This is a genomic window from Bdellovibrio sp. CKG001 (assembly GCF_055397465.1).
On the sequence record NZ_AP029173.1, the window covers coordinates 3,226,618 to 3,248,059 of the forward strand.

Annotated in this window: 20 protein-coding genes; 14 read left to right on the forward strand and 6 right to left on the reverse strand. The window is 50.6% G+C overall.

Annotated features, from left to right (window positions below):
• Position 1 precedes the first annotated feature (1 nt).
• A complete protein-coding gene (locus ACZ50P_RS15170; protein WP_464132128.1) occupies positions 2-616 on the reverse strand; it encodes a thymidine kinase in 615 nt (204 codons plus the stop codon).
• Positions 617-892: 276 nt separating this feature from the next.
• Here ACZ50P_RS15170 and mltF point away from each other — a divergent pair, with 276 nt between their 5' ends.
• Positions 893-2,272 carry a membrane-bound lytic murein transglycosylase MltF gene (gene mltF / locus ACZ50P_RS15175; RefSeq protein WP_464132129.1) on the forward strand — a complete coding sequence of 460 codons (1,380 nt, stop codon included), beginning with the start codon at positions 893-895 and terminating at the stop codon, positions 2,270-2,272.
• 94 nt (positions 2,273-2,366) lie between these two features.
• The gene (locus ACZ50P_RS15180; protein ID WP_464118578.1) at positions 2,367-2,864 is read left to right on the forward strand and encodes a hypothetical protein; all 498 of its coding nucleotides are present in this window, start codon (positions 2,367-2,369) and stop codon (positions 2,862-2,864) included.
• 59 nt (positions 2,865-2,923) lie between these two features.
• On the opposite strand, the gene glmS is transcribed toward ACZ50P_RS15180, so the two are convergent.
• Together glmS and glmU are read right to left on the reverse strand one after the other, a co-directional pair.
• Complete coding sequence (glmS, locus tag ACZ50P_RS15185) at positions 2,924-4,810, reverse strand: glutamine--fructose-6-phosphate transaminase (isomerizing) (protein ID WP_464118579.1); 1,887 nt, start codon at positions 4,808-4,810, stop codon at positions 2,924-2,926.
• A gap of 8 nt (positions 4,811-4,818) precedes the next feature.
• Entirely contained in the window at positions 4,819-6,213 is a 1,395-nt protein-coding gene (gene glmU, locus ACZ50P_RS15190; RefSeq protein WP_464132131.1) for a bifunctional UDP-N-acetylglucosamine diphosphorylase/glucosamine-1-phosphate N-acetyltransferase GlmU, read from the reverse strand.
• 58 nt (positions 6,214-6,271) lie between these two features.
• On the opposite strand from glmU, the gene ACZ50P_RS15195 reads away from it, so the two are divergent.
• The 4 genes from ACZ50P_RS15195 to ACZ50P_RS15210 all read left to right on the forward strand — a co-directional run bounded on the left by ACZ50P_RS15195 (position 6,272) and on the right by ACZ50P_RS15210 (position 10,995).
• Positions 6,272-6,967, forward strand: a complete 696-nt coding sequence (locus tag ACZ50P_RS15195) for a M14 family murein peptide amidase A (protein WP_464118581.1) — start codon at positions 6,272-6,274, stop codon at positions 6,965-6,967.
• The gene (locus ACZ50P_RS15200) at positions 6,967-7,647 is read left to right on the forward strand and encodes an HAD hydrolase-like protein (RefSeq protein WP_464118582.1); all 681 of its coding nucleotides are present in this window, start codon (positions 6,967-6,969) and stop codon (positions 7,645-7,647) included. Before ACZ50P_RS15195 ends, ACZ50P_RS15200 begins: the two co-directional genes overlap by 1 nt.
• Positions 7,635-9,491 (forward strand): PAS domain-containing sensor histidine kinase, encoded by a 1,857-nt coding sequence (locus tag ACZ50P_RS15205; RefSeq protein ID WP_464132132.1) that lies wholly within the window; start codon positions 7,635-7,637, stop codon positions 9,489-9,491. The genes ACZ50P_RS15200 and ACZ50P_RS15205 overlap by 13 nt, the downstream gene beginning before the upstream one ends.
• Before the next feature lie 100 nt (positions 9,492-9,591).
• Positions 9,592-10,995 (forward strand): sigma-54-dependent transcriptional regulator, encoded by a 1,404-nt coding sequence (locus ACZ50P_RS15210; protein WP_464118584.1) that lies wholly within the window; start codon positions 9,592-9,594, stop codon positions 10,993-10,995.
• 40 nt (positions 10,996-11,035) lie between these two features.
• Here ACZ50P_RS15210 and ACZ50P_RS15215 read toward each other — a convergent pair whose 3' ends face one another.
• Positions 11,036-11,761, reverse strand: a complete 726-nt coding sequence (locus tag ACZ50P_RS15215; protein WP_464132133.1) for a substrate-binding periplasmic protein — start codon at positions 11,759-11,761, stop codon at positions 11,036-11,038.
• Between the two features lie 180 nt (positions 11,762-11,941).
• Here ACZ50P_RS15215 and ACZ50P_RS15220 point away from each other — a divergent pair, with 180 nt between their 5' ends.
• On the forward strand, positions 11,942-12,439 hold the full coding sequence (locus ACZ50P_RS15220) for a hypothetical protein (RefSeq protein WP_464132134.1): 498 nt from the start codon (positions 11,942-11,944) through the stop codon (positions 12,437-12,439).
• Here ACZ50P_RS15220 and speB read toward each other — a convergent pair whose 3' ends face one another.
• A complete protein-coding gene (gene speB, locus ACZ50P_RS15225; protein WP_464118587.1) occupies positions 12,440-13,372 on the reverse strand; it encodes an agmatinase in 933 nt (310 codons plus the stop codon).
• A 122-nt stretch (positions 13,373-13,494) separates the two neighbouring features.
• On the opposite strand from speB, the gene ACZ50P_RS15230 reads away from it, so the two are divergent.
• The 4 genes from ACZ50P_RS15230 to ACZ50P_RS15245 all read left to right on the forward strand — a co-directional run bounded on the left by ACZ50P_RS15230 (position 13,495) and on the right by ACZ50P_RS15245 (position 16,600).
• Positions 13,495-14,478, forward strand: coding sequence for an A/G-specific adenine glycosylase (locus tag ACZ50P_RS15230; protein ID WP_464118588.1), 984 nt, complete (start codon positions 13,495-13,497; stop codon positions 14,476-14,478).
• Entirely contained in the window at positions 14,475-15,503 is a 1,029-nt protein-coding gene (locus tag ACZ50P_RS15235) for a TolB family protein (protein WP_464132136.1), read from the forward strand. The genes ACZ50P_RS15230 and ACZ50P_RS15235 overlap by 4 nt, the downstream gene beginning before the upstream one ends.
• The gene (locus ACZ50P_RS15240; RefSeq protein WP_464118590.1) at positions 15,500-16,096 is read left to right on the forward strand and encodes a hypothetical protein; all 597 of its coding nucleotides are present in this window, start codon (positions 15,500-15,502) and stop codon (positions 16,094-16,096) included. The genes ACZ50P_RS15235 and ACZ50P_RS15240 overlap by 4 nt, the downstream gene beginning before the upstream one ends.
• Positions 16,097-16,258: 162 nt before the next feature.
• A complete protein-coding gene (locus ACZ50P_RS15245; protein ID WP_464118591.1) occupies positions 16,259-16,600 on the forward strand; it encodes a hypothetical protein in 342 nt (113 codons plus the stop codon).
• A 52-nt stretch (positions 16,601-16,652) separates the two neighbouring features.
• On the opposite strand, the gene hemB is transcribed toward ACZ50P_RS15245, so the two are convergent.
• On the reverse strand, positions 16,653-17,639 hold the full coding sequence (hemB, locus tag ACZ50P_RS15250) for a porphobilinogen synthase (protein WP_464118592.1): 987 nt from the start codon (positions 17,637-17,639) through the stop codon (positions 16,653-16,655).
• A gap of 123 nt (positions 17,640-17,762) precedes the next feature.
• Between hemB and ACZ50P_RS15255 the strand changes: the two genes are divergently transcribed.
• Genes ACZ50P_RS15255 through hemL form a run of 3 tightly spaced genes read left to right on the forward strand, consistent with a single transcriptional unit; the run spans position 17,763 to position 21,441 of the window.
• Entirely contained in the window at positions 17,763-18,674 is a 912-nt protein-coding gene (locus tag ACZ50P_RS15255; RefSeq protein ID WP_464118593.1) for a Rossmann-fold NAD(P)-binding domain-containing protein, read from the forward strand.
• Positions 18,665-20,173, forward strand: coding sequence for a hydroxymethylbilane synthase (hemC, locus tag ACZ50P_RS15260; protein ID WP_464118594.1), 1,509 nt, complete (start codon positions 18,665-18,667; stop codon positions 20,171-20,173). The genes ACZ50P_RS15255 and hemC overlap by 10 nt, the downstream gene beginning before the upstream one ends.
• Positions 20,161-21,441, forward strand: coding sequence for a glutamate-1-semialdehyde 2,1-aminomutase (gene hemL, locus ACZ50P_RS15265; RefSeq protein WP_464118595.1), 1,281 nt, complete (start codon positions 20,161-20,163; stop codon positions 21,439-21,441). Before hemC ends, hemL begins: the two co-directional genes overlap by 13 nt.
• Position 21,442 lies beyond the last annotated feature (1 nt).

Consider the following 21,442-nt stretch of genomic DNA (forward strand, 5'->3'; position numbering starts at 1 on the left):
CTTAGGAGATTTCCATTTCTCGTTTTAGTTTCCAGTCCATCGTGGGTGCGTCGACTTCCGGTTTGAAGTGCTGGCGGCAGCGAGCTTCGTAGGCATCGTGCGTGCCGACCAGAACCTGGCCATCCCCGCCCGCTGTTCTTTGCGTGCGGCTGGCCGGTGATCCGCAGACCACGCACACGGCATGCTGTTTGGTCACACTTTCGGCGATCGCCATCAAGGTCGGCATCGGCTCAAACGGCTTCCCCTGCCAGTCGGTATCCAGGCCCGCGATAATCACACGCAAGCCCCGGTCCGCCAGGTCCTGACAGATCTGCACCAGATTCTGAGAGAAAAACTGACCTTCATCAATGCCAACCACTTTGGTGTCGGGCTTCAATAAAGACCAGATTTCTTCGGCATCCTGAATGGGTGTGGATTTGATGGTGGTCAGATCGTGAGAAGTCACAGCCATGTCGTTGTAGCGTTTATCTATAATGGGCTTAAAAACCTGAATCTGCAGGCGGGCGAACTCTGCACGACGAAGACGGCGAATCAGTTCTTCCGTTTTCCCGCTGAACATGGAACCTACAACAACTTCAATCCATCCACGGCTGTGGACATAGGAAAACTCAGACACCAAATCCCCCCTTAGTGACCCTCTTAAAATCACGATTATGGAATCTGACAAAGCTGTCAACGCCCGATCTGGCCTAATTTTGACAGTCATGCGTTAGAAAAATGAGTGAACTGAGACTTTGTGACGCCCTCCTGTAAGAGCTGTCGGAGCCTGTACTTTTTTACAATTCAGCGACGAATTTGTGCAAGATCCGTAAAGTTTTCGCATTTAAAGACGGAAATGAGGTGCTTATTGCTTGCACTGGCGCCGCGCCAAAGGATACCAAAGCCCCACGCTATGGGAACGATTTTAAGATTTCGACAGAAAATCGCCCGGGCTCTTTTAGTAGGAGCTCTTGGGTTCACGACCGTCGCCATGAATGGCTGCGACGCCATGATCTGGGACGAACAGGAGAGCCTGGCTCAGGTTCAGTCCAAAGGTGAGATCGTTGTCCTGACCACACAAAGTCCTCTTATATATAGTAAGCCCAAACGTGGCGACGCCTTCGGGATCGACCATGACTTGCTGGAGAACTTCGCCACTCATTACAAACTTAAACTGAAGTATGTAGTTCTGCCGGATGAAGACTCGGTGATGCGGGCGCTCTCCAAAGGTGAAGGAGATATCGCAGCCGCCCGCTTGAGGACTCCTCACAATAGTACGGGGGCTTTGACGGGCCCAGCTTACGAAGAAACTTACCTGAGTCTGTACTGCCAAAGGAAGGCCCAGATTCAGAACATCAAAGACTTGAACGGCAAAAGCATCTCGCTGCTGAACAAGGACAACTACCTGGGACTGTCCCAACGCCTGAACCAGCTTTCCCCGCAAGTGCGCGTAGAGATTCTGGAAAACACAAAAACCCAAGATCTGATGGCCAATCTGGCTCAACGTAAATCAGACTGTGTGATCGCCGAAAACTTCAGTGGCGACTTCTACTCCCGCTATCACACCTCGATCGAAAAAGTGACGACTCTGACTTCCCCCTACTCTCTCAGCTGGAGACTGTCTCCGGACAATGCTGCATTATTGCATCTGATGCAGTCCTGGTATCAGCAAGCTTCGCGTGAAGATGAAATCATGCAAACTCTGGATCGCTACAAAACCTATCTGGCCCAGTTGGATAAACGTGACATTGCCCAGTTCTTCAAAAAGGTACGTTCGACTTTACCAACTTATAAGGACACCTTCCGTGAAGCAGCTCGTGAGCATAATTTGCCATGGCAGTTGATCGCCTCTGTTGCTTACCAGGAGTCTCACTGGAACGCCGAGGCCCGCAGCTACACCGGCGTGCGTGGTTTGATGCAGTTAACGACGGATACAGCCCTGCATGTGGGAATTGAAGATCGCACCGACCCCGTTCAAAGCATCTGGGGTGGAGCCAAGTACCTTCGCTATCTGATGGATCGTGTCCCTGCCCACCTGAATCCCAAAGATCGCCTGGCCTTGGCTTTGGCAGCATACAATGTGGGCCTAGCCCATCTGAAGGACGCACAAAAGTTGGCAGAAAAAATGGGCCGCAATCCTCATTCTTGGAGACACATGCGGGAAATCCTGCCATTGCTGGCAGATCCCGATTATGCAGCTGAATTGGAATACGGTCCCGCCCGTGGCTACGAAACTGTGGACTTTGTTGAACGTGTGAAGTCCTTCTACAATCTTATGAACTCTGCCAGCTAAGGGCTCTCCCTCTCTGGCCCAAATCATCCGACATTTAGTTTTCTTACCGATCTAAAATTTGAATTCTGAAATCCAGAAAATAGAATAGCTCAAAATGGCCGAACGCCTGTTGACTGCGACTATTTTTATTACTGTCCTTCTGGTAGGCCTTTTTGCGGGCTTCGTGACCTTCTTTGTGACAGTCGTTAATCCCACACTGCTTGCCATGCAGCTGCGCCAATACATCGAGTTCCATCAGACCGCCGTTCCCATCTTTGAGCCCCGGGTGCAATCGCTTTACATCGCCATGATCCTAAGCACTTCGCTATGGCTGATTCTGCGTCGGCGACTCTGGAAGAGCTTTGAATTCATCTGTGTCGCAGCGACCTTCTTCTGTCTTGTCGACGAAATCATTCTGTCATACTGGGGGCACTACAAACTTAACGAAATCCTGTACCGGGCCAATCCCATGGCACCAGAGCCCGTGTACTGGATTTCGATCCGCAACGAATGGATTCAGTTTATGTACCTGCACATGATGGTCATGGTAGCGGGATTCATCCTGATTCTGATGGCTCTTTATTTCAATCGCCAAACTATGACTCCAAAATAAAAAGCCGGTGATATCCATCACCGGCCCCAGTCTTTGATAAAAAAAATGTTTTTTGAGATCTATTCTACGGTGACGGACTTCGCCAGATTTCGTGGCTGATCCACGTCGTACCCCAGATTGCATGCCAGGTGGTAAGACATCAACTGCAATGGAATCACCGACAAGATCGCATTCACAGTCCAGTGAGCCTTCGGAATCGCCAGATAGTATTCACTGATACCACGAAGCTTTTCATTGTCGCCTGTTCCGATGGAAATCACTTTACCGCCGCGAGCACGTGCTTCTTCTAAATTGCTGATGGTTTTTTCGTACAGATGATCTGTCGGAGCCACCATCACAATCGCCATGCGTTCATCGATCAGTGCCAAAGGACCGTGCTTCATTTCACCGGCGGCATAACCTTCCGCGTGCATGTAGGCCAGTTCCTTCAGTTTCAGAGCGCCTTCCATTGCGATGGGGAAGCTCGTGCCACGGCCCATGTACAAGAAGCCGCGGAAAAGCTTCAACTTAGAAGCTGCTTCCTCAAAGTATTTGTCGTAAGCCAAAACACCTTCCATCTGGCTTGGAACAGCCAGAAGGGATTTTACCAGGTCTTTTTCCTCTGCCTCGCTCATCACACCGCGAGTGCGGGCCATGGCAATAGCCACGGTATTAAGAACCGCCATCGTGCTCGTAAACGCTTTGGTGGAAGCCACACCGATTTCCGGTCCGGAGTTCATGTACAAATGTCCATGCGCCTCACGATCAATCGTGGAGTTCTTCACGTTGCAGATGCTCAAAGTGATCGCACCCATTTCCTTGGCCATGCGAATAGCTGCCAAAGTGTCAGCCGTCTCACCGCTTTGAGAAACTGTCATCACCAGACTTTTTGGCGGGATGACTGGGTTGCGGTAACGGAACTCACTGGCAATATCCACTTCCACAGGAACCTTTGCCAACTGCTCGATCAGGTATTTTCCGATCATGCCGGCATAGTTGCTGGTCCCGCAGGCGATGATAAATACGCGCTCAATGCCCTTGAACACTTCCTGCGTTTTAGCCCAGTCCGCTTTGCTGTCGAGTTCTTCCAATTTCTGAACCGGATGTCCACCGAAGCCAATGTTTTTCAATGCAACAGAGAAGGTCTCTGGGTTGACGTGCGGCTCGATCGCCGCCGCCACGGCACGGGGTTGCTCATAGATTTCTTTGAGCATGAAGTGCGCATAGCCCTGCTTTTCCACCATCTCAGGGTTCCAGTTCAGTTCCACGATTTTTTTCTGAATCGGGAAACCGTTGGCAGAGAAGAACTGCACATCCGTACCCTTGATAGAGGCTACTTCGCGGTCCTCAAGATACACAAAGTTCTTGGTGTACTGAATCAATGCCTGTACGTCGCTGGCAACGAAGATCTCTTTTTCCGCCAAGCCGACAACCAGCGGTGGGCCGTCTTTAAAGGCCACCAAACGATCGGGCTCTTGCTCCCACATCACCAAAATCGAAAACGCCCCACGGATTTTTTCCAGAGTGTTCTGAACTGCCTTGAACAGATCCTTGGTGATTTCCACCTCTTTGGAAATCAGGTGGGCCACCAGCTCGGAATCGGTGTCGGAAGTGATCTCCGCCCCTTCGGCCAAAAGCTCCTCGCGGATTTCCAGATAGTTTTCGATGATACCGTTGTGAACCAGACTGATGCCACGAACCTGGTGGGGATGGGCATTGCGCTCAGAAGGCTTTCCATGAGTCGCCCAACGGGTGTGACCAATACCGATGTGACCGTCGAATGTTTCTGTCGCCAGTTTGTCTTCCAGGGCTTTCAATTTACCAGGCGCACGCACACGCTTGGTTTTCCCCTGATTCAAAATAGCAACACCGGCACTGTCATAGCCGCGGTATTCAAGCTTTTTCAAACCGCTGACAATCACATCTTTAGGGTTTTGTGGTCCCAAATAACCGACAATTCCGCACATAAACTCACCTACTCTTTTTCTTCAGCCACTGGGGCTTTCGCAGTATAATTTTCTTTTACAAACTGTTTTCCACGCGCCACAGCCAAAGCCTTGGCTGGCACGTTCTTCGTGATCGTGGAGCCGGAACCGATGATGGCATCATCACCAACTTCGATGGGAGCCACAAACTGAGTATCACTGCCCACGAAGACACGATTGCCGATCTTCGTTTTATATTTCTTTTTATCCGCAGCGTAATTGCAAGTGATAGTTCCGCAACCCACGTTCACTTCTTCGCCGATTTCAGCATCCCCCAAATAAGTCAAATGACCGGCCTTGGATTTTTTGCCGAACTTCACTTTCTTCATTTCCACGAAGTTCCCGACATGGGCTTCTTCGAAGATCTCTGTTTCAGGACGAAGACGCGCATAAGGTCCGACAGACACTTTGTTGTGCAGCTTGGAGTTTTCCAAGTAGCTGCCCCCACGCACCTGAACACTGTCGCCGATCTCTGAATCCGAGATAAACGCATTGGATTCAATCACCGTGAAAGAACCGATCTTGCTGCGGCCGCGGATAAAGACATTGGGATAAATCACAGTCCCGGCGCCGATTTCCACGCTGTCTTCAATATAAACAGTGCGCGGATCGATCATCAGCACACCTTCTTCCATCAGACGCAGGGCTTTGCGCTTAAACAGCAAACGTGTCGCCTTCGCCAGTTCCACCTGATTGTTCACTCCCACAGCCACTTTTGGTGTGGACTGAATCGCTTGCACACGGCACTTGTCCTGAATGCACAAGGAAATCAGATCGGTGATGTAGAATTCCTTTTTGGAGTTGTTATTTTGAATCTTCGGCAGATATTCGCTCAGAATAGACGCCTTCACCACGTAGATGCCAGTGTTGATTTCACGGATCTTCAAGGTTTCCGCGGAAGCATCTTTGGCTTCCACAATCGCCGCCAGATCACCCTTGTGGCGCACAATACGACCGAACTCCGCCGGATTCTTCAGTGTGGCCGTCACAACCGCCAAGTCACATTTTTCATCACGGAAGATGCGCACAAAATCCTTGATATCCGACGCTTCGATCAGCGGATGATCCCCGTTCATGATCACGACGATGCCTTCAATCGTCTCAGGCTTTGCACAACGAACGGCGTGGGCCGTTCCCAACTGCTCGTCCTGAACATAACAGGCCACGCCCATGGGCTCCACCACCTGACGCACCAAACTTTGACCATGGCCGACAATCACGCGCACTTCCGCGGCACCCGCCTGTTTGGAAGCTTGAATCACTTTTTCAATCATGGGACGGCCCGCGACAGGATGAAGAACTTTTGGCAGCGGAGACTTCATACGCGTCCCTTTTCCTGCCGCAAGAGCGATGACCGTCAACTTCTCAAATGCATTTGCAGACATGTTTTAAACTTCCTTTTAAAAGCTTTTCTTCTCTGAAAAAAACAGGCTTAATTGTCTCATGCAAGCAGAAATTTTTCATCAAACTTCTTGGGCCACAACAATTCGGGGAACGCCGATTGAGCTGTATAAAAAAACACACAGTCTCAGTGGTTTTTCCGAGCGTCCTGTGCTCTTCGTTGGCGGTGTTCACGGTGATGAACCCGAGGGTGTCCGCCTGGCCGAAGAATTTCTGCAATGGCTGAAACAGGCTGAAGCCACCCGCAGTGCGGAAATCCGCCCCTGGATTCTCATTCCCTGCATCAACCCGGACGGCTACGCGCAAAATCAGCGCACCAATGCCAATGGCGTGGACCTGAATCGCAACTTCCCCTGCCGAGACTGGAGCCCGGAAGCCAAGGCCCCTCGATATTACCCTGGCCCTTCGCCCGGGAGTGAAAAGGAAGTTCAGGCATTGGTAAAACTCATTGAGGACGAAAAGCCACAGCTTATAGTACACTTTCATTCGTGGGAGCCTTGCGTTGTTTACACGGGCCAACCCGGAAAAATAGCAGCGGAGATTCTTGCAACCGGCACGGGCTATGAAGCCCGCGAAGACATTGGCTACCCGACCCCTGGCAGCCTGGGACAGTACGGCTGGCTGGAAAAACAAACACCGGTTGTGTGCATCGAAGAGCAGGAAAATATCGATCTGAATCTGGTATGGCCTCACTTTAGAACGGGCCTCCAGATGCTGATCACAGGACGGAATTCTTGATGAAATACAAAAGCCTCGCATTTGATTTGGATGACACTCTTTTGGACACCTCGGGCCTGCTGGTTCCGATGGCGTCCCGACGTGCATGCGAGGCCATGCTGGCGGCAGGCTTGCGCTGTACTTTGGATGAATGCATGCAGGCGCGCGCCGAACTGGCCACTGAGCTTTCTCACACGGAAATCTTCACCCGCATCGTCAATCGCTTTGGCACCAACCAACAGGGTAAAGCCGTCCACGATGCTCTGGAAGAATTCTACAACCCTCAGGTTCCAGAATCCCTGCCGCTGATGGCAGGCGCGCTGGAAAATCTGAAGACTTTGAAGTCCAACTACAAACTGTTTCTGGTGACGGTCGGTTCGATCCCTTCCCAGGAAAAAAAGATCAAGGCCCTGAACATCGCCCCGTTCTTCGACGGAATCTATATTTTGAACGGTTTTCTGGGCGAGAAAAAAGACAGCGCCTTCCGCGACATCGTTCGCAAACAGGGGCACGACCCCAAACATCTGCTTAGCATCGGCAACCGATTGTCCAGCGAGATCCGTGACGGCAAGCGCATTGGTGCTGACACCTGCTACTTCGCCTATGGAGAGCACGTCGGCGAAAAACCGCAATACCCTGAGGACCATCCGGATTTCACCGTTTCCCACCATAAGGATTTGATCGCCACATGCGGACTTTAAAGGCCGGATTTTTGTTAATTGGCCCCTGGGATCCACGCCTGCAAGAGCTGGGTGCTCACATTGCCACGGACTTAAACCAGGCCTGGCACTGGATTCAGGATTCCACCTATGACGTGGTCGCCCTGTCCGTGACATTGATTTTGGGAAAGAAGTTTCGCGAGTTCTACGACGAAATAAAACGCGCCCATCCCGCAACCCAGTTTATCGCCGTGGTGCCGGCGGATTTTTCCGCCAACCAACTGGCCTTGCTGCACGAGGAATACTCGTTCCTGCGTGTGATGGAAAGCTTTCAGGATGCTGATCTGGAACAACATTTGTTTTCCGCCCTGGAAGAGGCCAATCAGCGCAAGCAGGATGAAAATCTGGCTCTTTTGATACGCGAACAGACATCGCAACTAAAACGCCTGCAAATTGAACTGGAAGAACGTGTTCAAAAAAGAACCAAGTTCCTGACGGAAGCCCGCCGCAAACTCTTTATGACGAACTCCCGTATCGAAGGCTTCAAACGTGCCCTGATGGCGGTGCATGAAGCCAGCTCAGTGGTGGAAATCGAACAACTCTTGAATGATTCTTTGGCAGCGACGGTTCAGACTTCATGGATTCGTCTGTTCTTTCATCCACAGGACGAACTTTTTGCCAATCAGGTACAAAGCCAGCTGAGCTTTACCCAGTACCAGGTGCCTCTCTTCCGTCAGCACGAAAAGGTTGGTTCGATCTTTTTCCTGCGGGCACAGGATCATCCCTTTTCCCGCGAGGAAAGTGACTTCCTGAACCGTGTCGCCGAAGCCGTGGCTTTGGCACTGGATCGTATTCAGAAACTGAAAGAATCCGAGTCCCTGAAAGAACAGTGGGAGGCCACGTTTAATTCCATGTCCGATCCGGTTGTGTTGATTGATACGAACTACGACATCATTCAGTCCAACAAGGCTCTGGAAGAACGACTGGCAGAACAGCCGCACCAGGAAACTTCACGCAAGTGCTTCAAGGTCCTTTACAACCGCGACGAGCCCTGCCCCGGATGTCAGCGCGGCAGTAACTTCCGCGTTCAGTCACGCAGTTCCTCTCCGCGCACCTTTGAGGTCTATTCGCAAAGTTTGCTACTGGATTCGGAAAAACCACCGGTGTTTGTGAATCTTTACCACGACATCACCCAGCAACTGAAAATGGAGCGACAGATCCTGGAGTCTGCAAAAATGGCAGAGCTGGGAACCATCGGTTCCAGCATCGCACATGAACTGAACAATCCTCTGGGGGGCATTCTTTCCTTCACCCAGCTGATCAAAATGGACATGGACCCGCAGCATCCTCTGTATCCTGATGTCGTGGAAATGGAAGCCGGTGTTCAACGCTGCAAAGAGATCGTGCAAAATCTTTTGGGTTTCACTCGCGATCCAAATGCCGATCGAGAAGGCGAAGTCAGCGTGAAAGAAATCTGTTTGCGAGCCCTGAAAATTGTCGAGCTGCAAACGAAGTCCCAAGGTATTGAAGTGAAGCTGCACTTCCCGGCAGATGATGTTTCTGTCAGAGGACATTTAAATTTGTTGGCGCAGGCTTTGAAGAATGTCCTGCAAAACTCCATCGACCGCCTGACAGATAGAATCCGCCAGGAAAAAGGATTTCGAGCTTTTCTCGACATTGAAATCAATGTCGAAACGGAATCTGCCGTTATTTTAATCAAAGACAATGGTCCTACCGATAAAAATCCAAGTCTTCCTATGGGCTTAGGAGTTTCCGTGGCATCACAGATTCTGCGAGATCACGAGGCTGAGCTCGAATTTTCCTCGGCTCTAGGCCAGCCTTATATGGCAAAAATTTCCTTCCCCCGTCCAGTTTTGAGGTCCTGAAAGCCTTGCCAGGCGCGGATTTTTTGACAGTACCGTCAAAAACCCCCTATCCTAAATCTAGCTGAAAATTCAGCTGGGACCCACCATGGAAGGAAGGTTCATGCGTAATCAACGTGTGCTTATATTAGATGACGAATCCTCGCTCCGCACAGCTCTGTTCAGAGTGCTGGATCGCAAAGGCCTGAATGTCATCACTGCCAACAAAATCGAAGAAGCCAAAGTTCTGTGCCAGGGCGACACCCCGGTGGATCTGGCGATCGTCGATTTGAATCTGCCGGATGGCGATGGCATCGAGTTCATGACTTACCTGAAATCCCTGACCCCTTCCACGGAAGTGATCATCCTGACCGGTCACGCCACTATTGAGTCTGCGATTCGTGCGACTCAAAAAGGGGCCTTCCACTTCGTGACCAAGCCCTTCAATTTGGAAGAGCTGATGAGCTTGATCGAAAAAGCTCTGACTCACAAAAAACTGCAGCAGGAAAACCAGCAGCTGCGTTCTGAGTTGAACAAGAAATACAAATTCGACCAGATCATCGGCAGCAGTGATCAAATCCAGAATGTTCTGCGCATGATCGAGCGTGTGGCGGATTCAGATTCCACAGTACTGGTCACCGGGGAATCCGGAACCGGTAAAGAATTGATTGCCCGCGCGATTCATTACAATTCTCCGCGCGCGCAAGGACCTTTTGTACCGATCAACTGCGGCGCGATTCCGTCTGAACTTTTGGAAAGTGAACTTTTCGGACACATGAAAGGCGCCTTCACCGGAGCCATTGCCAACCGCGTGGGTCGTTTTGAAATGGCGGACGGCGGAACGATCTTCCTGGATGAAATTGGTGATCTTGAACCGTCCTTGCAAGTAAAGCTGTTGCGCGCCTTGCAAGAGCGCAGTTTCGAGCCGGTGGGATCCACCAAAACTGTCACCGTCAATGTCCGCGTGATCGCAGCGACAAACTTGAATCTGGAAGAGGCTGTTGAAAATGGGCGGTTCCGTGAGGACCTGTTCTATCGCCTGAACGTCATTCCCATCACTGTTCCAGCTTTGCGCGAACGTAAGAGCGACATCCCGATGCTTCTGAATCATTTCATGGATATCTTCAATAAATCCAAAGGCCGTGGCCTGACAGGCATCACGTCCGATGCTTTGGACTGCCTTGTGAACTATCCTTGGCCTGGAAATATCCGTGAACTGGAAAATCTGGTTGAACGCATGACCATCCTGAAAGGTCAGGGCCAGGTGGACATATCTGATCTTCCTTTGAAATATAAATCCGGCAAGACGGCTTCAGCGGAAGTCGGAGGCCTGGAGATCCCCGACGCGGGCATGGACTTCAACTCGGCAGTCGATGCTTATGAAAACGCGCTGATTCTGAAAGCCCTGGAAAAGACCGGCTGGAATCGCAACCAGGCGGCGGCCCTGCTAAGACTGAACCGCACCACTTTGGTGGAGAAGATCAAAAAGAAAGGCCTGACTCCTCCAAACGAAGTCACCCCGACTTAAAAAAACAAAACCCGCTGTTCCTGCAGCGGGTTTTTTCTTTTTAAGGGCTCTTGTTCAGATTATCCCGAATCAGCGGATATTTGCTTAGATCCCCCGCCAGTGCTTTCCGAACCGAGGCTTCGATCCTTGGAAGGTCCGGCTTCAGCTTTTTATGAAAGGTCAGAAACAAAGGCAGCGTCAAAAAGTCTTTCTTCCCCATAACCACCTTTCCCTTTGCCGCTGGATAGGCCTCTATCGCACTCAGTCCCACTTCCCGAATCGCCAGAAAGTAATCAATTTTTCCATCCACTAGCAGGGCCACGCTTTGCATGGGGTTCGTCGTATGGATAAACTTCAAACGTCGGCGAGTGGCCTCCAGCACCAGAGCATGATTGTTGATCGAAATGCCGCCCTTAACTGCCTTCAGCTGATCCTCTCGAAACTTCGCGTCGGATCCCCGATAGAAGGCTCGTCCGCTGGTTTGCATCAGAGGAAAGGATAGCGAGACCGTCTGATCCCTTTGTTCCGAGAAGGATTTGTCATCATAAAGAATCGCATCCAGTTTGCCTTCAATGAGAAGCTCATACGGTCTTTGCGCTGGAGTGTTCTGAATAACAACGCTGTAGCCCGCATCCGCCAAGGCCTGACTTATAAAATCCTGGAACTCCATGATGGATTTGACCCGTTTCACTTGAAAAGGAACGCCCATCACCAAAGGCTTCGGGGTGGAGACCTCTTGAGCGACCGCCGTCGAACACAGACAAAACAAAAATATAATTAGTCTCATGTGCCCATCCTAACAACCCTGCCCGGAACTTTCAAATTATGAAAAATAAAGAATTTCTCAAGTTGTCGTCAGTGTTTTTGTCTGCAAATCCAATCCTCGGACAGGGCCTATCTTGAAAATGGCCTCTCAAAACTTTCACGCAGGGATCCTGCCTTGCACACGCAAGACATCGAGGTGTTTATGAGATCTGTGAATATAATTGTATTTATCTTGAGTTTTTCCGCACAGGCCTGGGCGTTGACTGAGATCCCGCCAACTCCTGATCAAATGGCCTTACGAGCAGAATGTGACCGCGTCGAAGAATCTTTTCCGGATTTTGCCTGTCTGCGTTTTGAACTCTATCAAAGCTCACCACAAGCCTTATTTCAGGATTTGGAGGAACTCAAGGACCTCAACGACTGGCGTCTGCAGCAAGCTTCCTGGCCCCTGCTGGTCGAGGCTCTGATGAGTTCCATGAATCATCAAATCAATCGCTATGAAGATCCTGCAGATCGAATGATCATGGAAAAAACAAGAGCCAAAAATCACTGGTTCTTGCTACAGCTCAAACAGGGGTTGGAGCATTTTTGGGTGGACCCCGACACTTACTGGTTTCCCAGCGTGAATGCCGTCAGTTTTATCGCCGTGAACATCAACAGGTCACAAATTCTGGTGATATCCCACGGCGAACGCAATTAGTTACTTCTTCTGAAACAGGTGCAACATCTCAAACAGGGCGTCCATGCCGGCCAAAGCTGTGATGTCGGCATGATCAAACGGAGGTGAAATTTCCACCACGTCGCCACCCACCAGGTTCGGGATTTTCAAAGCACGGAAAATCCGTTGCACTTCATAGGTGGTCAGACCACCCGGAACCGGAGTCCCCGTTCCCGGAGCGCAACTTGGATCCAAGTTATCAATGTCGTAGCTAATATAGGTCGGCGTTTCATCAAACGCCGGCAGTGTGCGCAGGAAGTCATTCAGGGGCTGATTGCGAATTTCATCCACTGTGATGACACGGATGCCGTGCTTGTTCACAAAGTCCAGATCATCCCCGCCCGCCAAAGGGCCACGAATTCCGATTTGAACCATTTTTTTAGGATCGACCAACCCTTCTTCAACCGCATGACGGGCAAAGGCACCGTGATGATATTCCTGCCCCCAGGCCGCCGGATAAGTATCCAGGTGGGCATCAAAGTGAATGAATGCCAGAGGTTGACCGTACTTTTTGCGCAAAGCTCGCAGCACCGGAAGTGTCGTGGAATGATCTCCTCCCACGGCCAGGAAGCGTTTGTTGTGACTTAATACTTCACCCACAAACTTTTCAATACGCTCGTAAGTCTGATGCTGATCAATAGGAACTGTCGGGCAATCCCCGATGTCCGCAACCTTGAGCTTTTCAAAGAAATTTTCCATACGGGTCATATGGAAACCACGTCCCAAACTGGAAACCTCGCGCACCTTGGCCGGAGCAAAGCGCCCGCCGGGACGATAAGAAACTCCCCCGTCATAGGGAATGCCAAAGATACCCACCTCGTAGTCAGCATCCACAGAGACATAAGGCAATCTGAAGAAAGTTTTAATTGCAGAAAAACGCGGGAACTCACGCCCGCTGAGAGGTTTGTATTCCATGATGAACTCCTCCATCGAAAGTAAGTCTTATCCTACCCCTCAGGCCGGAGTTGGGCAATGACGCTCCCCCGTTTTGGGGCCAGCATTGACTCTGCCATGACCCGACGACTAAATTACCGCGCATGACGGCCCCATACGATTACAAGACAGATCACAAGCAACTGACCCAGTGGTACAAAAAGAATCATCGCGCCCTGCCTTGGCGGGAAAATAAAAATCCTTATCGAATCTGGCTATCTGAAGTGATGTTGCAACAAACCACCGTGGTTGCCGTGATCCCTTATTTTGAGAAATTTCTAACAAAGTTTCCCACCGTTCAGGATCTGGCAGCAGCTCCGGAAAGTGAAGTTCTGGAAGCCTGGGCGGGTCTTGGTTATTACTCGCGCGCGCGCAACCTGCACAAAGCCGCCAAAGCTTTGGCCGAAAAAGGCTTTCCACAATCCGCAGCAGAGCTTTTGCAACTGCCCGGCTTCGGACCCTACACATCCCGTGCGGTTGCCAGCATTGCTTTTGGTGAAAAGGTCGGCGTTCTGGACGGCAACGTCATTCGTGTGCTGTCCCGGCGATATGGATTAAAACTGGAATGGTGGAGTGGTAAGGGACGTGATCAACTGCAAAAGATCTCTGATCAGCTTTCCCTGTTAGGACAAGCCGACGTGGTCAATCAGGCCCTGATGGAGCTCGGAGCGACTGTCTGCACACCACAAAAGGTGACTTGCATGCTGTGTCCTTGGGCTGCCAGCTGTGTGTCCCGGGAAAAAAATCTGGTGGACAAGTTACCACTGAAAAAGCCACGCAAAGAATCCGAGGTCTGGGTCTGGAAGCCCCTGGTCGCGATCAAAGACCATAAGGTGGCTTTGGTACAGAATGACTATGCTCCATTCCTGAAGGGACAGTTGATTTTCCCCGGGGAAATCAGCATGGAAAAAAACAAGCCCAAAGCCTATGATGCCAAACACAACATTACCCATCATGATATCTTTATTCAAATCACCCAGAAGAAGTCCTTGGCAGGTAAAAATCTGCAGTGGGTGAATTTGAAAGAACTGAAGAAGGTGAATCCTTCTTCACTACTCCAGAAAGTATTGCACAAGGTTGAGATATGAAGTTGTGGTTCAGTCAGGCGATCGGGGCTCTTTGTTTTCTTTCCGTGGGGTGCTCCCACCTCAGTGTGACCAAAGATGTTCTGACTCCGGATTACCTGCTGGCCAAGGGTTCCAAACAGATCACTTTCCTGGGCGACAACAATCATCCGCGATTTTCCGATGATGGCGGCAAACTGCTTTACAGCAGCCGTCAGCGCAACGGCCACAAGGGCTCGCAGATTTACGAAATGGATCTGGTGAAGAACAAAGAACGCAGAATCACGTTTTCTGATGGCGATGCCTTCGATGCGATCTACATCAGTCCTTTTGAAATTCTGTATTCTTCAACCACTGATGAAATCAAGGAAAGCCCCCTGCTGAACAAAAACTTCGACAAAGAAGTTCCTCCGTCAGATCTGTACATGAGCGACCTGTATGGCACACAGATTTTGCGCCTGACCCAACAACCTGGCTATGACGGTCAAAGCAACTTCCTGCCTCACCCCAGCAAGCCTGCCATCCTATTCACCTCTCGTCGAGGTGGCCTGACCGGGATTTACCGACTGGACCTGAAGAATCTGCCGGTCAGCCTGATCTCTGCGGAAAAAGACAAGGAAAAGCGCTTCCCGGCATTGACCCCGGACACCAAGCAGGTCGCGTGGGTTGAAAAGAACTTAAAGACCCACGAGGAAAGCCTGGTGCTTTTCAAGTTGAAAGAAAGAATCCCGTCCGTCCTGAAATCCAATGAGGGCGAATATCGCGATTTGTTCTTTGCGCCCCGCCCCCCACTGCGTCTTTTCTATAGCATCGTACGCAAAGGGGAAAAGCACAGCCAGCTTGAGGTTTATGACATTGAAAGGCAGTGCACACAGGTCGTCTTTAAGGGAAATGACTCGTTAGCGGCCCCAACCGTGTCCGATGAGTCCACCGAACGCCTGGCCTTCACGCGTAATTTTCAGGACAAGAAACAAATTTACATTGTGACTTTGCCATCTGATTTAGGCCCTTGCTTGGAACCACCTGCTCAAGCTACCATCAAGGAGTGAAGACCTTTATTGCCTTTCTTTTTTTAACTCCTGTCATGTCCCTGGCGGCGCCTTACCCGGCGACCAGCTCCTCGGCCTTGACCAATCCGGAAAAAGGGCTTTATTTCCTGCATAAGGGCTTTACGCTGAAAACCGAGGGCACCTCCTGGGTGCCCCAAGCCAACTCTGAACAAAGCATTCTGGACACCGTCCGCTTTGCTGCCAAGGAAAACGGCAAAGGCACTCTGAGTATTCGCACCGATAAAATCGCCAAGAATGCCTCTTTGGATCTTTACACACGCAAATGGATGCGCGATTACCCGAACTATGGTTTCGAGGTGATCTCTGCCAAGAACTTTGAACTCAATGGCAGTCCGGCGCTGGTGGTTGACATGTTGTCACGCTCGAAGAACAAACAAATCCGCCAGGTGATTCTGAAGCATGATGACCGTGTGGCTGTGATGACCTGCCTTGATGACAAAGCCACCTTTAGCGAGTCTTTGAAGAACTGCAACCAGATCATGAAGTCCTTTGCCTGGTCCAAAGAAGACGAAAAAAAGACGGCCACCAGCGTACCAGCACCAGAGACTCCCGCTCCGACCCAAAAGCAATAAGTCACCTCAGAAACAGACCTTCCGCAGTGCCCAAAGGTGTCACTCCCGGTGAGGCTTAAACAGGCGCCACGCCTTCAGTACAAATATGCCCACATTCTCAACTGGCATAAACCGCGCAAGCCCTTGTTTTAACTGCTTTAACAAAAACACAAGGAGACTTTCATGATGCGCAAACTTCTTTTCCTGACCGCTTTGCCCTTTATGTTCGCCACCGCCGCACAGGCTAAACAACGCGCTGCTATTATCGTCAGCGCCTACAACGAAATTACGATTATCGACCAAGCGACGAAGATCCCTGCCAATGTTCTTCTCACGGATAAGATCTGCTACATGGGGACCCTGGAAGAAATTGAACAGATCATTCAAAAGACCATTAAAAACAGAGGCGATTTTGCACTGACCGACATCAGGACCCTGGAGCTTGCCACGAAAACCCTCATCATTGCCCAGATCGACACGGGCATACGGGTTTACGACATTAAAATGGCTCCTTGCAGCCGATAAAAGCGGGAGCTCGAAAAAAGAAAGGGAGTCCTTCCGACTCCCTTTTGTTTTTTTAGTTCTGATTTTTTCTGAGCCACTCGGCCATCGGCAGAGCAAAGTACGTGAAGATCACATCCGCCCCCGCACGGCGGATAGAATAAAGCGTTTCCACCATTCCGCGTGTTTCATCCATGATCCCGGCTTTGTGACCGGCTTTGATCAAACTGTATTCACCACTGACGTTGTAAGCCGCCACCGGAAGATGGGTGTGCGCTTTGACTTTCGCAATCACATCCAAATAGCTGAGCGCCGGTTTCACCATCACCATGTCAGCGCCTTCGGCCACATCCAGATCAATTTCACGAAGAGCTTCGCGCGTATTGCGGTAGTCCATTTGATAGGTTTTTTTGTCGCCAAACTTCGGCGCCGAATCCAAAGCATCACGGAACGGGCCATAGAAGCACGAGGCATATTTCACAGAGTAAGAAAGAATCCCGGTGTTGATAAAGCCCTCATTGTCCAGAGCTTCACGAATCGCTCCCACGCGCCCATCCATCATATCCGAAGGCGACACGATGTCCGCTCCGGCACGCGCATGGACCACAGACATCTTCGCCAGAAGCTCCACCGTTTCATCATTCAGGATTTTGCCATTTTCCACAACGCCATCATGACCATCCGAGGAATACGGATCCAATGCCACATCCGTGATCAATGTCACATCGGGGAACTTGTCGCGGATCATTTTCAAGGTCGTTGGCACCAAACCATTCGGATTCAAAGACTCGGTCCCGTATTTGTCCTTCTGTGTTTCCGGAAGCGCCGGGAACAAATCGAAGGTCTTAACCCCTAAATCCACAGCTTTGGATACTTCTTTCAAAATCATGTCGGGGCTCAGACGGAAAATGCCCGGCATTGTCTTAATCTCTTGCTGTTCCCCCTTTCCATCGACTAGAAAGAGCGGCAAAACAAGCTGGGAAACCCTTAAATCGGTCTCCGCCACCATTTGGCGCAAAGCTTCAGTATTACGATTTCGTCTCGGTCTTTGAGTGAGCTTCATATATGGCCTCCACCCTGGGGTCTTATATTGAGTCATTGCCTATTTTTTAGGCTTCATTTCCGCAGGGTCCATGACATTTCGATGACACTTTAATGAAAGGTTAGTGATAAACCTAACGTACACATGGAAGATATACTTCTCGTTCACAGAAAATCCAATAGAAACTTCGCGGAAGGTTTTTCGGCTTCACTTCAAGACGCTGCCATCTTTAAAACCTGCCTGCGCAAGATTTTGTTCTGCACTGAAATGGAGCTGAACAACTATGCGGATATCATTGAACCAGAAGACACCATTCTTCGTGGCGAAAACGCATTAAGCTTGTTGCTTGAGATTCTGTGCGGCCTGCATTCACCGATCATTGGTGAAACGGAAGTGTTCGGCCAATTCAAACTCTTTGTCGAATCTCGCAAACAGGCTCAGGACCCTCTCTTCGGTGACCACCAGAAGTGGTTGAACTTTGTCATGGCTGAAGTGAAAAAGACCCGCGCCCAACATCTGGTGGGACTGGGCTCACAAAGCTATGGCAGTCTTTTGCGTCGCTACACCAAAGACATGGACTCTGTGACCATCTGCGGTTCCGGCCACCTGGCTCAGGAAATCCTGCCGTGGCTGGCCCTGAAGAAGTCCAATCAGGTGATCTGCCGTGATCCTGCCAAAATGCAGGTCTTCGCCGACAAATACGACAACCTGACTGTTTCCACTTACAATGATGCTTATATTCACGGCGAAGCTTTGGTAATTGCTGCACCTCTTACTGATGAGCGCATTGTCGAGCTGATGATCAAACAAGACACCCGTCCTTCTGCGGTCTATGATCTGCGCGGCGAGGACAACCGTCTTGCTGAAATCGTGGCGACACAATTCCCTCATGTGGCTTTCATGGGTCTTCACAAATTCTTTGCGGAGATCGAGGAAACCAAGAAAGATACAACAACTAAACTGGAGGCCCTTAAAGCCGCTCTTCTTGAAAGAGCCCTGGCCTTCACACAAAGGACAGAGCTTCGCCCACTTGGTTGGGACGACATATGCGCTTAAGAATTTCCGCAAGGAAAAGTGATCTGGCCCGTCTTCAGGCCTACATGGTCGGAGACGCTCTCAAAGAAAAAAATCCAGACATCGAGATCGAATACCGCTTCCGGGAATCTCTGGGGGATAAAAACCTCACAGACCCTTTGTGGAAAATTCCCGAAAAAGGCGTCTTCACTGAAGACTTCTTCGGCGAGCTTTTGCGCGGCGAAACCGATCTGGTGGTTCATTCGTGGAAAGACCTTCCGACCGAACACAAATCTGAAACGGTGATTGCCGCGACTTTGCCGCGCGCCGATCAGCGCGATCTGTTGCTGGTGAAAAAATCCCACTTCGACAAAATCAAAAGCAGCAAGACATTGAATGTTTTCAGCTCTTCGCCACGCCGTGAATACAACCTGACGGGTTTCTTCAAGGAACATCTTCCCTTTGGTCTTCAGCAGGTCAAATTTGAAAGTGTGCGCGGCAACATGCTGACTCGTGTGCGTAAGCTGATTGAATCACCGGAAACAGATGGCCTGATCGTGGCCAAAGCCGCTTTTGACCGCCTGTTCAGCGCCTCTTTGCCCGAGTTCCTGGAAGGACAACAGCAGCTGCGCCAGTACTTCAAGGAACTGAACTGGGTGGTGCTGCCTTTGTCTGTGAATCCGAATGCGGCAGCACAAGGAGCCCTGGCTGTGGAGGTTTTAAAAACCCGCACAGATCTTCTGGATATTCTAAAAACCATTCATGATCCCGAAACATTCCACTGTGCCCAAAAAGAACGTGATGTTCTTTCCAGTTTCGGGGGCGGCTGCCACCAAAAAATCGGTATCGCCGTGCTTTCCCGCCCTTATGGTCGCATCACCTTACTGAAGGGCCTGACGGACGCAGGCCAGGTGCTGGATAAAAGAGAGCTGGAGTTAAAATCCCCTGCGCCTCAATTTGCTGCGGACGAACTGTGGTCTTCTGACGTCACGGCCGAGCGAGAGGCGCTTAAAACCTACCAGATTCCAGCTGGCACCAGAGGGCTTTTCGTTGCACGCAGTGAAGCCTGGCCTGCTGACTTGAAATGGTCGGATTTTGTGTGGACTGCGGGTCTAAAAACATGGAAAAACCTCTCTCAAAAAGGTATATGGGTGCACGGATGTGCGGAAAGCCTTGGCGAGCAGGAAGAAGCCCGTTTGGACATCCTGGCCGGTGAAAAACTGACCTGGGCCAAGCTGAGCCACGAAGACGGTTATGACTCTGCTCAAGCAAACATAACCCTGGTTCCGACCTACACCCTGAAAGCGCAACAGGATAAGAACTCCCTGCAGGGTAAAAAGTTCTTCTTCTGGAGCAGCGGCAGTCAGTTCCTGAAAGCGGTTGAAGAGAATCCCGAAATTCTTTCCCAACACCACGCTTCAGGCCCCGGCAACAGCCACCAGGTGATCCGCACTTACTTGGAAAATAAAAAATCATACGATCCCAAGCGTTTACATATATTTTTGGATCAGGAAGACTGGAGAAAACAATGCACAAAGTAACATCGGAAGAATTATTCCAACGCGCTCTTAAAGTTGCCCCTGGTGGCGTTCACTCTCCGGTTCGTTCCTTTAAAGGTTTGGATCGCGCCCCTGTGTTTTTCAAACAGGCCGAAGGGGCCTTCCTGACTTCTGTTGAAGACAAAAAATATATCGACTTCTGCCAAAGCTTTGGCCCGCTGATTCTGGGTCACTTGGATGCAGAGGTAAAAGAAGAAGTTCACCGCATGGTCGACACCGCTTGGACGTTCGGCGCCGCCGAAGTTTATTCTTTGGAGCTGGCGGAATGGATCACCAGCACTTTGCCGTTCATGGAAAAGCTGCGCTTTGTTTCTTCCGGCACAGAAGCCGTGATGAGCGCCTTGCGTGTGGCACGTGCGGCAACTGGTCGCACAAAGATTTTAAAGTTTGAAGGCTGTTACCACGGTCACGTGGACAACTTGCTGGTGAAAGCCGGTAGCGGTCTTGCCGGAACAGCAGCTTCCTCCAGCGCGGGAATTCCGGCAGAAGTGGCCGCACACACCGTCGTGGCCCCGTTGGATGACGAAGTGAAACTGGCGGAAGTGTTTGCAGCCCAAGGCAAAGACATTGCCGCCGTGATCATTGAACCTCTTCCGGCGAACTATGGTCTTTTGGTTCAGCGTCCGGAGTTTTTGCGTAAAGTGGCTGAATTGTGCGAGAAAAACGGCAGCTTGCTGATCTTCGATGAAGTGATCTCGGGCTTCCGCGTAGGTTTGGGTGGCATGGTTGAAAAAACCGGCATTCGTCCTGACCTTGTGACTTACGGTAAAATCATCGGTGGTGGCTTCCCTGTGGGTTGCTACGGCGGTAAAGCGGAACTGATGAACATGGTGGCGCCAAGTGGTGATGTTTATCAGGCCGGAACCTTGAGTGCGAACCCGATTGGGATGCGCGCGGGTCTGACCACGCTTAAAAAAATGCAGCGTCTGGATGGCTGGAATGTTCTTGAAAAAAGAACTCACAAGTTCGCACAGACTTTGAAAGCCGGCTTTGCGAAAAAAGGACTGAACCTGGAAGTCAGCCAGGTGGCCTCTTTGTTCTGGATTCATGGCCAAACACCGGCTCCGATCCGCTCTATTGATCAGATCCCGCAAAACCAGGGTGGCACTTTCAAGAACTTGTTCCTGAAGTCCCTGAACAACGGCGTGTATCTGGCACCAAACGCCTACGAAGTAGGTTTCGTGTCCATGGCCCATTCCGAAGATCTTCTGGATCAGGCTGCGCAAATCATTATTGAGGCGGCAGAGTAAC

Coding starts and splice junctions, on each gene's coding strand:
- mltF (WP_464132129.1), top strand. CDS start 893: ATGGGAACGATTTTAAGATTTCGACAGAAAATCGCCCGGGCTCTTTTA.
- ACZ50P_RS15180 (WP_464118578.1), top strand. CDS start 2,367: ATGGCCGAACGCCTGTTGACTGCGACTATTTTTATTACTGTCCTTCTG.
- glmS (WP_464118579.1), bottom strand. CDS start 4,810: ATGTGCGGAATTGTCGGTTATTTGGGACCACAAAACCCTAAAGATGTG.
- glmU (WP_464132131.1), bottom strand. CDS start 6,213: ATGTCTGCAAATGCATTTGAGAAGTTGACGGTCATCGCTCTTGCGGCA.
- ACZ50P_RS15195 (WP_464118581.1), top strand. CDS start 6,272: ATGCAAGCAGAAATTTTTCATCAAACTTCTTGGGCCACAACAATTCGG.
- ACZ50P_RS15200 (WP_464118582.1), top strand. CDS start 6,967: ATGAAATACAAAAGCCTCGCATTTGATTTGGATGACACTCTTTTGGAC.
- ACZ50P_RS15205 (WP_464132132.1), top strand. CDS start 7,635: ATGCGGACTTTAAAGGCCGGATTTTTGTTAATTGGCCCCTGGGATCCA.
- ACZ50P_RS15210 (WP_464118584.1), top strand. CDS start 9,592: ATGCGTAATCAACGTGTGCTTATATTAGATGACGAATCCTCGCTCCGC.
- ACZ50P_RS15215 (WP_464132133.1), bottom strand. CDS start 11,761: ATGAGACTAATTATATTTTTGTTTTGTCTGTGTTCGACGGCGGTCGCT.
- ACZ50P_RS15220 (WP_464132134.1), top strand. CDS start 11,942: ATGAGATCTGTGAATATAATTGTATTTATCTTGAGTTTTTCCGCACAG.
- speB (WP_464118587.1), bottom strand. CDS start 13,372: ATGGAATACAAACCTCTCAGCGGGCGTGAGTTCCCGCGTTTTTCTGCA.
- ACZ50P_RS15230 (WP_464118588.1), top strand. CDS start 13,495: ATGACGGCCCCATACGATTACAAGACAGATCACAAGCAACTGACCCAG.
- ACZ50P_RS15235 (WP_464132136.1), top strand. CDS start 14,475: ATGAAGTTGTGGTTCAGTCAGGCGATCGGGGCTCTTTGTTTTCTTTCC.
- ACZ50P_RS15245 (WP_464118591.1), top strand. CDS start 16,259: ATGATGCGCAAACTTCTTTTCCTGACCGCTTTGCCCTTTATGTTCGCC.
- hemB (WP_464118592.1), bottom strand. CDS start 17,639: ATGAAGCTCACTCAAAGACCGAGACGAAATCGTAATACTGAAGCTTTG.
- ACZ50P_RS15255 (WP_464118593.1), top strand. CDS start 17,763: ATGGAAGATATACTTCTCGTTCACAGAAAATCCAATAGAAACTTCGCG.
- hemC (WP_464118594.1), top strand. CDS start 18,665: ATGCGCTTAAGAATTTCCGCAAGGAAAAGTGATCTGGCCCGTCTTCAG.
- hemL (WP_464118595.1), top strand. CDS start 20,161: ATGCACAAAGTAACATCGGAAGAATTATTCCAACGCGCTCTTAAAGTT.